The sequence below is a fragment of the Nocardioides humilatus genome, from assembly GCF_008373755.1.
In the GTDB taxonomy this organism is placed as follows: Bacteria; Actinomycetota; Actinomycetes; order Propionibacteriales; family Nocardioidaceae; genus Nocardioides; species Nocardioides humilatus.
Window position 1 is genome coordinate 1,084,113 of record NZ_VUJV01000001.1, and the last position, 13,331, is coordinate 1,097,443.

Genomic DNA, 13,331 nt, shown 5'->3' on the forward strand with positions numbered 1-13,331 from the left:
TCCATGTGAAGTAATCCGACCGAGAAATCTGAGACACTGGTCCTATGCGTGTTTCCGCCAAGTCCGACTACGCACTTCGGGCCCTGATCGAGATGGCGGGTCGCGCGGACGGCCGTGCCGTGAGCGCTGAAGAGCTCGGGCGGCTCCAGGAGATCCCCCACGGCTTCTTGCAGGCGATCCTGGCCGACCTGCGCCGCGCCGGCGTCGTGATGTCGCAGCGGGGTCAGTCAGGCGGGTGGCGCATGGGTCGCCCCGCTGAGGACGTCTCCGTCGCCGACGTGATCCGGGCCGTCGACGGCCCTCTCGTCTCCGTCTATGGGCTGCGCCCCGAGGCGGTCAGCTACAACGAGTCGGCCGACGTGCTCCAGCACGTGTGGATCGCCGCCCGGAGCTCCCTGCGCGAGGTGTTCGAAGAGGTCTCGATCCAGATGCTCGCCGACGGCGCGCTCCCCGCGGCTGTGACCAAGCGCACGGCCGACGAGGACGCCTGGAAGGCGCATTAGGCCCGATCAGGCCGCAGCGTCGACCTTCAGCCGGCGCTTGAGCTTCTTGCGCTTCCGCTCGCTCTCGTCGCGCCAGCGCTCGAGGCTCTGGTTGCGCCGCGCGAGCCGCTCGATCTCCTGGCGCGCGTCGTCGAGCGAGCCGACGGGACGGACGAACGGTGCCCGGACGTCGTCGAGACCCAGGGACGCCGTTCCGAATCCGGCGACGGCACCGAAGGCCTTCCACGCCTTCCCGGGGGTGGGTTCCTCGAGGCGGATGACGTGCAGCCGTTCCGGCTTGCGTACGGCGGCGCTCCACCTCTCGACGAAGTCCGCGATGTCGTCCGTGGGGCCGGCCGTGATCACGACGTGGACCTGGAAGCCGGCGAGACCGTCGAGCAGCAGGTCGATCTCAGGGCGCCGCGCGGCGGCGAGCAGCGGGAGGCTCAGCGCGACGTCACCCTGACCCTTCCAGGCGCGGCGACAGAGCGCCGCCCACTGTCCTTCGACCTCCTTGCGGGTGAATCCCCAGGCCTTGTGCTCGCGCAGGAGCTCCAGGGCAGACAGGAAGTTGTCCTCCACCGACTTGGCCGGCGCGTCGATCCCGAGCTCGACCAGCGCTTCACGGTGGCGCACCAGCGCCACCTCGATGATGTCCCCGGCGCCGGGGAGCCCGACGTGGAGGTACACCTTTCGCTTCTTGGTCATGACAGCAGGGTGAGCGGGCCATCTGACCGGGAGGTGAACAACCGCGGAACCAGGAACGAGCAGCACTTGTAACGGTCGTCACTAGAACATGTTCCAGTTTTCGTCGTACGATCGCGCGGTGATCACCTCCGACGCCATCAAGTGGAACGCGCCGAACGACCCGCACCCCGCGCGTGCCGCCTCGCAGCGCTCCTACTCGGCCGTCGCCAAGGGCGACCTCGCCGAGTGGCTCACGGTCTATGCCGAGGACGCGATCCTCGAGGACCCGGTCGGCCCGTCGATGTTCGACCCCGAGGGCAAGGGCCACCACGGCCACGCCGGCATCTCCGCCTTCTGGGAGCTGGCGATCGCGCCGATCGCGACGTTCGAGTTCGACATCTACGACTCGTTCGCCAACCCGGGCAGCAACACCTGCGCCAACATCGGCCGGATCAAGACGTCCTTCGCCGACGGCAGCCACACGACGACCGACCTGATCATGGTCTACATCGTCGACGACGAGGGCCGCGTGAAGTCGATGAAGGCGTTCTGGGAGCCCGACCGGACGATGGCCAGCTTCACCAAGGCCTGAGTCCGTCACCGGTCGCGTGTAACGCTGACCGGGTGATCGGCGAAGAACGGTCGTGAACCAGATCAGCGACCACGAGGTCGCGCTCATAGGGAGCGACCCCGACCTCCTCGAGGTCTTCTACCGACAACACGTCGATGCGGTGAAGTCGTTCTTCGCTCGCCGGGTGGACGACCCCCACAAGGTGGCCGACCTGACGGCCGACACGTTCCTCGCGGCGATGCGCGCCGCGCCGAGCTTTCGGCCCGAGAAGGGTCGGCCGGGTGCGTGGCTGACGGGCATCGCCCGCAACACGCTCGCCGACGCGGGCCGGCGCCAGGCGCGACGCCTTCGGGCGGAGAGCAGGATCCAGGGCCGCCGGCTCCTCGACGAGGACGCCACCGCTCGGATCGAGGACCGGATCGCAGCGGAGCGCTACACACGTAAGTTGTACGCCGCCCTGGACGAGCTGTCAGCTCGCGACCGGGCACTGATGGAGCTGGTGGCGGTCGACGGGATACCCGTCGCTGAGGCTGCGGAGCAGCTGGGGATGAAGCCGGGGACCGCGCGGGTCCGGCTTCACCGCAGCCGCGCCCGGCTTCAGCAGCACATCGACCCCACCCACACGATCAACGCGGAGGTCGCGGCTGCGGCGATCCTCCCGCTGGAGGCATGACCATGAACAACGACTTCGACACCTTCGACGGCTTCGATCAGGCACTGCTCACCGAGCTGCGCCAGGTCGCCGCTGAAAACACGCCGGCCCCGGTGCGTCGTACTCGCCGGCGCTGGGCGCTCTCGGGCGCCGGGCTGGCAGCCGCGGCCGTGACCGCCTTCGGCGTCACGACCCTCGGCTCGTCCGCCGCCTACGCCGTCGACGAGAACAGCAACGGCGACGTCACCATCACCATCCACGAGCTCTCCGACGCCGACGGGCTCGAGAAGGCCTTGGCCGACCACGGCATCGAGGCCGACGTCGACTACCAGGCCGACGGCGGACCCGGCGGACCCGTGATCAGCCAGATCGACCCTGAAGACCTTCCCCAGGGCATCGAGCCCGGCGACTCCGGCGTGGTCGAGGGCGAGGGCCAGTTCGAGGCACACGCCGAGTCCGGTACGGCGGGCGAACAGCCTGCTGGCGCCGATGTGTGCGGCGGCTTCGAGGACATGCCCTTCACGTCGGACCTGAAGGGCGACGAGTTCGTCATCACGATCCCGAAGGACTCGGTCCTGCGCGACAGCGACGCCGAGCTGAAGATCACGACGTCCGGCGATCTGAAGGACAACGTCGCCGGGCTCCAGGTCGCCTACTCAGTCGGCGACGTCGACTGCGGCTTCGGCTCGATGACCGCCCGCACGGTCACCCCCGCCAACGAAGGCTGATCCACGGCGAACGTCATACGCCTCGCACCTCCCACGGTGCGGGGCGTATGACGTTGCGAGGCCCCGACCTCGGACCGCGGAACGTTCGACGTGCTGGAATAGCGGCGTGACCACAGGGCGCACGTATGGCGGCGAGTCAGCCGAGGACCGCGCCACGAGGCGCAGGATCCAGCTGCTCAACGCCGGCCTCGAGCTCTTCGGCACCGCGGGCTATCGCCAGGCGACCGTGCGCCAGATCTGTCGCGAGGCCGGGATCACCGACCGCTACTTCTACGAGCAGTTCGCGAGCACCGAGGACCTCCTTATCGCTGTGTACGACGTCTGCGTGGATCGCCTGGCGCAGGCGGCCGTCATCGCGGTCGGCGAGAGCGAGGGAGGCGTGGTCCAGATCGCCCGCGCCGGTCTCGACGCGTTGCTCGGCGTCGTCGAGGACGACCCCCGCCTCGCGCGGGTCGTCTGGTTCGAGGTGCTGGGTGTCAGCGCGCGCGTCGAGCAGCGCTACCTGAGCCAGATGACGACTTTCGGCGAGCTGGTGGTGAGCCTGCTCGGGGACCGCGAGTCCCTCCGCGAGATCGGCGAGACCGAGCTCCGCATCCTCGCTGATGCCGCCGTCGGGGGCATCAGCCACGCGGTGGTGAGCTGGACGGTCTCCGACTTCCAGCCCCCTCGGGTCCGCTTGGTCGAGTCGCTGGCCACCTTCCTGGGCGGCGCCGCCTCGGCCTTCCTCCAGGCCTGAGGCGCCCCCGGCCTCACCGCGACCGCCACGGCGGACCGCAGGCGTGAGCCTGACCACTTTCAATAGGGAATCCGTTGTCCTCAGATTAATCTGATGATGCGCATCATCAGATAAGACTTCAAGGAGACACCATGAGCACGACGACCACCCACACCGTGGTGATCATCGGCAGCGGGTTCGGCGGCCAGGTCACAGCGATCAACCTGCTTCGGCGCGGCATCACCGACTTCGTGCTCCTCGAGCGCCGCGACTTCATGGGCGGGACGTGGTGCCAGAACTCCTACCCCGGCGCCGCGGTCGACGTGCAGTCGCCGCTCTACTCGATCGCCTCCGAGCCGTACCGCTGGTCGCAGATGTTCGCCGAGCAGGACGAGCTCCAGGACTACACCGAGCACGTCATCGCCAAGCACGGCCTGCGTGATCGCACCGTCACTGGCGCCAATGTTTCCCAGGTCGAGTGGCTCGACAGCGCCTGGGAGGTCCGCACCGACGACGGCCGGACGTTCCGCGGGCAGTTCCTCGTCAACGCCTCCGGACCACTGAGCACCCCCGTCGTCCCGCCGTTCGAGGGCCTCGACGACTACCAGGGTGCCGCGTTCCACACGAACAACTGGGACCACTCGTTCGACCTGCGCGGCAAGAAGGTCGCCATCGTCGGCTCGGGAGCCAGCGCCGCCCAGGCGGTCCCGGCCATCCAGCCCGACGTCGCCGAGCTCCACGTCTTCCAGCGCACGCCGCACTGGGTGATGCCGCGCCCCGACCGCACCTTCACGCCGCTGCAGCGTCGACTGCTCGGCGTACGGCCGCTCTATCGCGCACTGCGCACGTGGATCTACTGGTCGCTGGAGACCCGCGTGATCGGCTTCAAGTACTCCGAGCGGATGCTCAAGAAGGTCGCCCAGCAGAAGGCGCTGCGGCACATCGAGTCGCAGGTCACCGACCCGGAGCTGCGCGCCAAGGTGACGCCTGACTACACGATCGGCTGCAAGCGGATCATCTTGTCGAACACGCTCTACCCGGCGCTCTCCGCCACCAACACGACGTTGCACGACCGCAACGACGGGATCGCCCACCTGGACGCGACAGGCATCGTCACCGCGTCGGGCGAGCACCTCGACGTCGACCTGATCGTCTGGTCCACGGGCTACGACGCCACCGACGGCGTCATCTCCTACCCGGTGATCGGCAAGGACGGCGTCAAGCTCGACGCCTTCTGGGACGAGTTCCCGCGCGCCTACCTCGGCACCGCGATGCCCGGGTTCCCCAACCTCTTCGTCGTGACCGGCCCCAACACCGGCATCGGCCACACGAGCGCGATCTTCGTGATCGAGGCGCAGATGGAATACATCATGCGCGCCATCGAGCGGACCCGCGCTGCTGGCGCAACCTCGATCGAGGTCACCGCCGACGCCGAGGACGCCTACACGACGATGGTCCACTCCGAGATGGAGCGCACGGTCTGGAAGAACGGCGGCTGCCAGTCCTGGTACCAGTCCAAGTCCGGCCACGTCATCGCGATGTTCCCCGGGTTCTCCTTCAGCTTCCGCAGGCTCGCGCGGCGCTTCCGCCCCGAGCACCACGTCTTCTCCTGACACCTCCATTCCTGACTCCCCGAAAGGGCACCACCATGAAGAACCTCAACAACAAGGTCGCCGCCGTCACGGGCGCCGGCTCGGGCATCGGCCGCGCCCTCGCCCTCGGACTCGCCGAGGAGGGCTGCCACCTCGCCCTCGCCGACATCAATGACGTCGGCTTGAAGGAGACTGCCGAGCTGCTGTCGTCCTACCCGATCACGGTGACGACCACCCGGCTCGACGTCGCCGACGAGGCCGCCGTCTATGCCTGGGCCGACGCGGTCGTCGCCGAGCACGGCCAGGTCAACCTGGTCTTCAACAACGCGGGCGTCGCCCTCTCCGGCACGGTCGGCGGCCTCAGCCTGGCCGACTACCGGTGGATCATGGACATCAACTTCTGGGGCGTCGTCTACGGCACCAAGGCATTCCTCCCCCACCTGGAGGCGTCAGGCGAGGGCCACATCGTCAACGTCTCCAGCGTCTTCGGCCTGACCGCGCAGCCCCTGATGAGCGGCTACAACGCGAGCAAGTTCGCCGTGCGCGGGTTCACCGAGTCGCTGCGCCAGGACCTCGAGCTCGCGGGCTCGCCGGTGTCGACGACCTGCGTGCACCCGGGCGGCATCAAGACCAACATCGCGAAGGCTGCGCGCGTCGATGCAAGTGTCCTGGAGACCACCGGCCAGTCCGGGGAGGAGGCCAGCAAGGAGTTCGAGCGGCTCTTCTTCACCACCCCCGACCAGGCAGCGGCCACGATCCTGCGCGGCGTACGACGCAACAAGCGCCGCGTGCTGATCGGCGCCGACGCGCGGCTCTTCGACGGCATCGTGCGCGTTGCCCCGACCGGCTACCAGCGCGTCTTCACGCGGGTCGTCAAGTCCCGCAGCGCCCGCTGAGGAAGGACACAGTCGCGATGAAGAACTTCACCGACAAGGTCGTCGTCGTCACCGGCGCCGGCTCCGGAATGGGCAGGGCCTACGCGCTCGAGCTCGCCCGCCGAGGCGCGGCTCTGGCGCTCAACGACTACGACGCGGCTGCGCTCGCCGAAACGGTCACGTCGTTGCCGTCCTCGACGACCGTCATCACCGAGCACTACGACGTCTCCGACCGCGACGCGACCTATCGCTTCGCAGCCCGGGTTCAAACCGAGCTCGGCGGCGCCCACGTGGTGATCAACAACGCCGGAATCGAGGGCGGATGCCAGCCGGTGTGGGCCACCGAGGACCGTGACTACGAACGCGTGATGGCGGTGAACTTCTACGGAGTCGTGCACGGCACCCGCGCCTTCCTGCCCCAGCTCCTCGCTCGCGGCGAGGGCGCGATCGTCAACGTGTCGAGCATCTTCGGACTCGTCGGCACGCCGAACCATTCCGACTACAACGCGAGCAAGTTCGCCGCACGCGGCTTCACCGAAGCCCTGTCCGCCGAGCTCCTGCACACCCCGATCACCGTGCACCTGGTGCACCCCGGCGGAATCGACACCAACATCACCCGACGGGCGGAGAGCCAGCAGTTCAGCGGCAAGTACCTGTCCACCTCCCCCGAGGCCATCGCCCGCGTCGTTCTGGACGCGGTCGGCACCAGGAAGGGCCGGATCGTCTACGGGCACGGCGCACGCAAGACCTGGCTGGGCGCGCGCCTGCTTCCGCAACGCCTGATGGCCCGCGCCGTCTGGCGCGACATGGCGCCCGTGATCGACCGGAGCAGCTACCCCGCTTCGGCTCACGCGGTGACGACGAGCGAGGTCCAGCGATGACCGCCCCGAACCCGACCGCCACCGCCACGCCCCGGCCGCGCCGCCTCAGGCGCGTCATTGCGACCCTCGGGTGCTCCCTGGCGGTGGCCGCAACCGCGATCGCAGTGACCTACCCCGGTGTCGGTGCGCTGACCTACCGGCTCACCGTCGGTGTCGAGACGCGACTTGATGGGCTGCACACCGAGCACGCCGAGGTGGACGGGCTCGAGATGGCCTACTACGAAGGCGGGCCGGTCGCCGCGCCCACCATCGTGATGCTGCACGGCTACTCAGCCGACCGGGACGTGTGGGCGCGCTTCGCAGCCGAGCTTGTCGACGACTACCACGTGGTCATCCCGGACCTGGCCGGCCACGGGGACACCCCGTTCGTCGAGGGTGCCGACTACTCCGCGCCGGCGCAGGCCGACAGGGTGGCCGGGCTGTTGGATGTGCTGGACATCGACCGCACCCACATCATCGGAAACTCGATGGGCGGGTTCGTGGCAGCCTCGTTCGCCCGCGCCTACCCGACGCGCATGCTGTCGCTCGGGCTGTCCGACGCCGCCGGCGTGATCGCACCGGAGCCCAGTGCGATGGACATCCTCATGGAGCGCGACGGCCAGAATCCCTTCCTGCTGGAGGATCCCGACCAGTTCGACGACTTCTACGCAATGACGATGGCGAAGCCACCGTGGGTCCCCGGGTTCGTCAAGGACGCGATGGCGCAGGACTACGTCGACCGCGAGCCCGAGCTCGCCGAGATCTTCGAGGGCTTCCACCATCGCGACCTGCTCGACGAGCACCTCGACGAGATCACCGCTCCGGCCTACGTGATGTGGGGCGAGGAGGATCAGCTGGTCGACCCGTCGGCCGCCGACGTCTGGGTCGACGGCCTGCCCGACGCCACGCTGGTGACCTATCCCGGGATCGGCCACATGCCGATGCTCGAGATCCCCGAGGAGTCCGCGGCGGACTACGCCGCCTTCCTCGAAGACCTCAGCTGAGCTGCTCGGCCATCCAGTTGACCAGGGGCCGGAGCTTGCGCCAGTCGTTGCGGATCCGGTCGAGCAGCTCGGGGGTGTGCACGAACGGCTCGAAGCCGTACTTCTTCATCCCGAGCAGGGTCTTGTGCCGCAGCAGGTCGATCCGCGGGTGGTCCTTGTCGTAGCCGCGCGGCGCGGTCTTGAGCTGCTCCCCCGTGATCTCGAAGCCGCCCCGCCCGAGGTCGCGCAGGATCCGCTCGAGGACCTTCCCCGACTTGTCGTCGGCCATCCCCTCGCGGATCTGGGCCAGCTCAGGGCCGGCCGCGTGATAGGTGCCGCCGCCGATGCGTACGCCGGCCGCCGACACCTCGACATACCAACCCGTCGCCGGCGCGGCGCCGACGAAGGCACCCTGGTGCGTCTTGTAGGGAGTCTTGTCCTTCGCGAACCGGACGTCGCGATAGGGACGGAACACCTTGGCGTCGCCGAACTCCTGGCCCAGTGCATCGGTCAGCGCCACCATCGGCGCCTTCACCTGCTCGTCGTAGATCTTCTTGTGGGCGTCCCAGAACGACTTGGTGTTGTCGACCTCGAGGTCGTCGTAGAAGTCGAGTGCCGCAACAGGAAAGCCGTCGAACGTAGGCATGCGCGAAGCCTAGGTGCTCGCAGCCGACGCCCCACCGGAGCGCTACCGTCGCGCCGTGGACCTCACTGCTCGCATCACCGCTGGCCGAGGAGACTTCGTCCTCTTCGCGATCACGCCGCCTCGGCAGTCGACGCCGTCCGACCGCCTGCCCGAGATCGCTCGCGCCACGATCGAGCGGCTCGAGAACCTCGCTCTCGACGGTCTCGTCCTCTACGACATCGACGACGAGACCTCCCGCAATCCGGCCGAGCGGCCATTCCCGTTCAGCCCGACAGTCGACCCTTCCGACTATCGGGCTGGCCATCTCGGGCCGTGGCGTACGCCGGTGATCGTCTACCGGGCGGTGGGCAAGTACGAGCGCGACGACCTGCGCGACTGGATCGCGGCGCAGGACCCGCACAACACGTTGACCGTGATGGTCGGCGCCGCTTCGAGCGGGGCATCTCCTGCAGTCACCCTCGCCGACGCGCAGGCGATGCGCTCCGAGCTCAACCACGATCTGCTGTTGGGCGGAGTCGCGATCCCCGAGCGACACAGTCGTCGTGACAACGAGCACCTGAGGCTGATCGCGAAGCAGGAGGCCGGCTGCCGGTTCTTCGTCACCCAGGTCGTCTACGACCTCAACGCGGCCAAGAACCTCGTGTCCGACTACCGGTACGAGTGCGAGGCGCGCGGACTGGCGCCGGTGCCGATCGTGTTCACGTTCTCGGTGTGCGGCTCGATGAAGACGCTGGAGTTCCTCCGCTGGCTCGGCGTCGACGTACCCCGGTGGATCGAGAACGACCTCCGCCACGCCACGAACCCGCTGGCGGCGTCCTTGGAGCAGGCCGCAACGACTGCGATCGAGCTCGTCGACTACTGCCGCCGGCTCGGTGTGCCGTTCGGTCTCAACGTGGAGAGCGTTTCGATCCGTCGCGAAGAGATCGAAGCATCGGTCGAGCTCGCCGCCCAGCTGGCCGCGCATCTGCGGTCCTAGAGGTCGCGGGTCCGTCACCGCGTCTCGATACGCCGTCGCTCGTACCTCGCGACGACTACTCGACGAACCAGCCACTCACTGCTGGTCGAACCAGACGGCTCGGGCATCGGATGGAGCGGACGACGAGGTTCGAACTCGCGACATTCAGCTTGGGAAGCTGACGCTCTACCAACTGAGCTACGTCCGCAGTGCGCCCGGAGGCGCGCCGCGAATGTTACCCGATGACTACCGGCCGACCCATCGACTGGTGGCCTGGGTGCGCACCACGACGACGAGGTCACCGCCGGCGACCGTGCGGGTCTTGCCGGGGCGGCGGTCGACGCAGGCGACGGCCGACCCTGGCGGCGTTCCGTCGGCGGCGCGACAGGTCGGCACCTTGACGTACGTCGTCGTGCCCGTCGCCCGACGCAGGATCTTGACCGTCGCGGGCGTCTGGGCACCGAGCAGCGAGGCGTCGTACCGGATCTCGATGATCGCGGGACGCGCCGCGGTCGCGACCAGGCGCTGGGCGTGCACGGTCATCGGGTCGCCGATGATTCCCGACGGGGCATGCGGATCGCCCGGGCTCTGGTGAGCCTCGACCTTCGCCCCGCCCGGGTCGCTCCGCGGATCGCGGAAGGTCACTGCCTGCAGGTCGACGCCGGGATCGGTCACCGCCGTACAGACGTAGCTGTCGTCGTAGGAGCACGAAGCCGTGCCGTACCGCTTGCCGCGGGCGACGTGGACCGGCTTCACCGCACCGTCGGGCAAGGCGAGCGTGCCGGAGTCGACGTCGACCCGCGACCCGGCGCCCGCCGAGTAGACCGCGGAGACGATGCTCGTCCCGGCTCCCCCGGTCTTCCTGATCCAGCCGTTGTTGATGAAGACGGACAGCCCCTCATCGACCGCCGGGGTCGCCCCCTCGTAGTAGCCACCGTCGTTGTCGATCTCCAGCGAGCCGACCTCGGACCCCGCGGTCCGCGGCTGGAGCTCGAACCGGGTGCCGTGATCGGCGGCGAGGTAGCCGTCGTTGCTCAGCCGGACCAGGCCGTGGACCCGGATGGCGTAGTAGTCGACGAGGTTGACGCCGCCCTTGTCGAGCAGCAGCTCGCCTGCGTTGGCGATGACCAGCACGCCCCGGTCGACGGCAGCCGTCGCGCAGGACTCCGTCGAGCAGCGACGGGTCAAGAAGCCGGGCGCGAACCCGCCCGAGGTGCGAGCGAACATCGTGCCGCGGACCTCGGTTAGGCCAGGACCACCCCAGCCGCCAGCGTTGAGGACGACCTTCGCGTTGGGCCGGACGACCGAGGGCATCAGGTCGTCGTCGCCGAACACCCGGAGGAAGGCGCCCGCCCCGAGCCGTACGACGGTCGGGTCGCCCGGCAGCCCCTGTACATCCAGCGCGTTGATGCGACGGTTCCAGTCGTTCGCGCCCTTCAGCTCGACCGTCGAGCCGGCGGGGATACAGACGTAGTCCGTGGCCTCCGTCGTGCTCGGGCCGACCGACATTCCGCCGGGGATCGGCGGGGCGCCGACGTCGTCGCGGTCCCAGTTGGCCGCCTCGTCCCAGCTTTCGCCGTCGCCGCCACCGGACCACTCATAGGTGACGATCCCCGGGGCGCCTGCATGGCTGCAGTAGCCACCCGCGGCGGCCGCAGCAGCGGGCTGCGTCACCACCGGCGCGAGCCCGATCACCACCAGCGCGAGGGCGGCCAGTGGGACGAACGAGCGTCGCGCCACGGTCATCAGCCGATCGGGGCGAGCTCGGGACGCTTGGGCAGCACACCGTCACCGGAGGATCGACCCGTGATCCGGCGCCCTACCCAGGGCGCCAGGTGCGTGCGCGCCCAGGCGAGGTCGGCCTGCCGCTGCTCGCGGCGCGGGAGCTCGTGGGCAGCCGGTACGGCGAGCGGGGTGAGGTCGTGCGTTACGCCGAGCCGATCGAGCACGGCGATCGCGATTGCCTGGTGACCGACCGGGTTGAGGTGGAGGCGGTCCTCGTCCATGATCTCGGCGACCTTCCAGCCGCGCATCCGCCAGCAGTCGACGACGGTCGCGTCGTGCTTCTCGGCAATCTCTCGCACCCACTCGTTGAAGATGGCCGTGCGACCGCGGATGAGCTTCATCACCGAATTGAGGCCGGGATCGGCGACGGTGAACATCACGACCCGCGCACCGGAGGCGGCCAGCCGGCCGACCGCCTCGTCGTAGGTCGCGGCGAGGCCGTCGAGGTCGACCTTGGGCCGCAGCACGTCGTTGCCGCCGCCGTGGATGGTCACCAGGTCCGGGGCCAGCGCGATGGCCGGCTCGACCTGCTCCTCGATGATCCCGGGGAGCTTGCGGCCACGGATCGCCAGGTTGGCGTAGCCGAAGTCCTTGGACTCGGCGGCGAGCGCCTCGGCGACCCGGTCGGCCCAACCGCGCCAGCCGTTGGGTCGGGTCGGATCGGCGTCGCCGACGCCTTCGGTGAAGGAGTCGCCGAGCGCGACGTACCGTTGGAAGCTCACCCCACCATTGTGCGCGGGAGGTCCGGTGCGTCGCACGCAGGTCTCAATCGCCGTGCTCATGGTCGCCCTGACGCTCGTCTCGTGCAGCTCAGGGACCGACGCCGATCCACCCGGACAGCGGGCCGCGGAGGCGTCGCCCACGGTGCTCGAGCCGCTCCGCTGCGACGCGGACAAGGTCTCCGACCATGCCAAGGACGTCATCGAGAAGGTGGGCGGCCTGCACGGCGAGGGCTTCGTCGTACGGTTCGCGCAGAGCACCCGGCTCGGCGTCGTCGCCCTGGTGACCGGTGACCTGACGAAGGCCGGCTCCACCCTCGTCGAGCAGTACGGCGTCAGCGTGGTTGCGGCCTGGGACGAGTCCGTCGAGGAGATCGGGAAGGGCGGGTTCCGGCAGGTCGACCGAGTGGTGGCTGAGCACTGCCCGAGCTAGCGGATCAGAGTGGGTAGAGTCCCAGCGTGCTGCTGAGCGACCGCGACATCCTCGCCGAGATCGACGCCGGACGGATCGCCATGGATCCCTTCGACCCGGCCATGCTCCAGCCGTCGTCGATCGACGTACGGCTCGACCGGTTCTTCCGGGTCTTCGAGAACCACAAGTACCCCCACATCGACCCGGCCGCCGACCAGTCGGACCTGACCCGGGTCGTGGAGCCGGAGGGTGACGACGCGTTCATCCTCCACCCCGGCGAGTTCGTGCTCGGGTCGACCTTCGAGGTCGTCTCGCTGCCCGACGACATCGCCGCGCGAGTCGAGGGCAAGTCGTCCCTGGGGCGGCTCGGCCTGCTCACGCACGCGACCGCCGGCTTCGTCGACCCTGGCTTCTCCGGGCACGTCACGCTCGAGCTCGCCAACGTCGCGACCCTGCCGATCAAGCTCTACCCGGGCATGAAGATCGGGCAGTTCTGCTTCTTCCGGCTCACGTCGCCCTCCGACCACCCCTACGGCTCGGAGAAGTACGGCTCGCGCTACCAGGGCCAGCGCGGCCCGACCCCCTCGCGGTCGTTCATGAACTTCCACCGCACCAAGATCTGACGCTCACGGCGGCGTGAGTCGCCTCACAGAGTTTGCTTAGGTAAGG

The 13,331-nt window shown here is 68.9% G+C and carries 16 protein-coding genes and 1 tRNA gene; 12 read left to right on the top strand and 5 right to left on the bottom strand.

The window, feature by feature from the left end; translation table 11 throughout:
* Positions 1-44: 44 nt before the first annotated feature.
* Entirely contained in the window at positions 45-503 is a 459-nt protein-coding gene (locus tag F0U44_RS05045; RefSeq protein ID WP_149727106.1) for an RrF2 family transcriptional regulator, read from the top strand.
* Between the two features lie 6 nt (positions 504-509).
* On the opposite strand, the gene F0U44_RS05050 is transcribed toward F0U44_RS05045, so the two are convergent.
* Positions 510-1,190: a hypothetical protein gene (locus F0U44_RS05050; protein WP_149727107.1), complete on the bottom strand. Its 681-nt coding sequence runs from the start codon at positions 1,188-1,190 to the stop codon at positions 510-512.
* 118 nt (positions 1,191-1,308) lie between these two features.
* On the opposite strand from F0U44_RS05050, the gene F0U44_RS05055 reads away from it, so the two are divergent.
* The 8 genes from F0U44_RS05055 (at position 1,309) to F0U44_RS05090 (ending at position 8,166) form a co-directional block, all read left to right on the top strand.
* Positions 1,309-1,761, top strand: a complete 453-nt coding sequence (locus F0U44_RS05055) for a nuclear transport factor 2 family protein (RefSeq protein WP_149727108.1) — start codon at positions 1,309-1,311, stop codon at positions 1,759-1,761.
* A gap of 52 nt (positions 1,762-1,813) precedes the next feature.
* Positions 1,814-2,413: an RNA polymerase sigma factor gene (locus tag F0U44_RS05060; RefSeq protein WP_223163575.1), complete on the top strand. Its 600-nt coding sequence runs from the start codon at positions 1,814-1,816 to the stop codon at positions 2,411-2,413.
* Positions 2,410-3,120, top strand: coding sequence for a hypothetical protein (locus F0U44_RS05065; protein ID WP_149727109.1), 711 nt, complete (start codon positions 2,410-2,412; stop codon positions 3,118-3,120). Before F0U44_RS05060 ends, F0U44_RS05065 begins: the two co-directional genes overlap by 4 nt.
* Positions 3,121-3,226: 106 nt before the next feature.
* Positions 3,227-3,856: a TetR/AcrR family transcriptional regulator gene (locus F0U44_RS05070; protein WP_149727110.1), complete on the top strand. Its 630-nt coding sequence runs from the start codon at positions 3,227-3,229 to the stop codon at positions 3,854-3,856.
* Positions 3,857-3,987: 131 nt separating this feature from the next.
* Positions 3,988-5,448 carry a flavin-containing monooxygenase gene (locus F0U44_RS05075; RefSeq protein WP_149727111.1) on the top strand — a complete coding sequence of 487 codons (1,461 nt, stop codon included), beginning with the start codon at positions 3,988-3,990 and terminating at the stop codon, positions 5,446-5,448.
* Between the two features lie 35 nt (positions 5,449-5,483).
* Entirely contained in the window at positions 5,484-6,323 is an 840-nt protein-coding gene (locus F0U44_RS05080) for an SDR family NAD(P)-dependent oxidoreductase (RefSeq protein WP_149727112.1), read from the top strand.
* 17 nt (positions 6,324-6,340) lie between these two features.
* Positions 6,341-7,183, top strand: a complete 843-nt coding sequence (locus F0U44_RS05085) for an SDR family NAD(P)-dependent oxidoreductase (RefSeq protein ID WP_149727113.1) — start codon at positions 6,341-6,343, stop codon at positions 7,181-7,183.
* Positions 7,180-8,166: an alpha/beta fold hydrolase gene (locus tag F0U44_RS05090; protein WP_149727114.1), complete on the top strand. Its 987-nt coding sequence runs from the start codon at positions 7,180-7,182 to the stop codon at positions 8,164-8,166. Before F0U44_RS05085 ends, F0U44_RS05090 begins: the two co-directional genes overlap by 4 nt.
* On the opposite strand, the gene F0U44_RS05095 is transcribed toward F0U44_RS05090, so the two are convergent.
* The gene (locus F0U44_RS05095; RefSeq protein ID WP_149727115.1) at positions 8,159-8,791 is read right to left on the bottom strand and encodes a DUF2461 domain-containing protein; all 633 of its coding nucleotides are present in this window, start codon (positions 8,789-8,791) and stop codon (positions 8,159-8,161) included. The genes F0U44_RS05090 and F0U44_RS05095 overlap by 8 nt on opposite strands.
* 55 nt (positions 8,792-8,846) lie before the next feature.
* Here F0U44_RS05095 and F0U44_RS05100 point away from each other — a divergent pair, with 55 nt between their 5' ends.
* A complete protein-coding gene (locus tag F0U44_RS05100; protein WP_149727116.1) occupies positions 8,847-9,767 on the top strand; it encodes a methylenetetrahydrofolate reductase in 921 nt (306 codons plus the stop codon).
* Between the two features lie 111 nt (positions 9,768-9,878).
* On the opposite strand, the gene F0U44_RS05105 is transcribed toward F0U44_RS05100, so the two are convergent.
* The 3 genes from F0U44_RS05105 to F0U44_RS05115 form a co-directional block, all read right to left on the bottom strand.
* Positions 9,879-9,954 (bottom strand) — tRNA-Gly (locus F0U44_RS05105).
* A 38-nt stretch (positions 9,955-9,992) separates the two neighbouring features.
* Positions 9,993-11,486 carry a hypothetical protein gene (locus F0U44_RS05110; RefSeq protein ID WP_149727117.1) on the bottom strand — a complete coding sequence of 498 codons (1,494 nt, stop codon included), beginning with the start codon at positions 11,484-11,486 and terminating at the stop codon, positions 9,993-9,995.
* 5 nt (positions 11,487-11,491) lie between these two features.
* Positions 11,492-12,253, bottom strand: a complete 762-nt coding sequence (locus F0U44_RS05115; RefSeq protein ID WP_223163576.1) for an SGNH/GDSL hydrolase family protein — start codon at positions 12,251-12,253, stop codon at positions 11,492-11,494.
* Positions 12,254-12,278: 25 nt separating this feature from the next.
* Here F0U44_RS05115 and F0U44_RS05120 point away from each other — a divergent pair, with 25 nt between their 5' ends.
* On the top strand, positions 12,279-12,683 hold the full coding sequence (locus tag F0U44_RS05120; protein WP_188113374.1) for a hypothetical protein: 405 nt from the start codon (positions 12,279-12,281) through the stop codon (positions 12,681-12,683).
* A 26-nt stretch (positions 12,684-12,709) separates the two neighbouring features.
* Positions 12,710-13,285, top strand: a complete 576-nt coding sequence (dcd, locus tag F0U44_RS05125) for a dCTP deaminase (protein ID WP_149727120.1) — start codon at positions 12,710-12,712, stop codon at positions 13,283-13,285.
* Positions 13,286-13,331 lie beyond the last annotated feature (46 nt).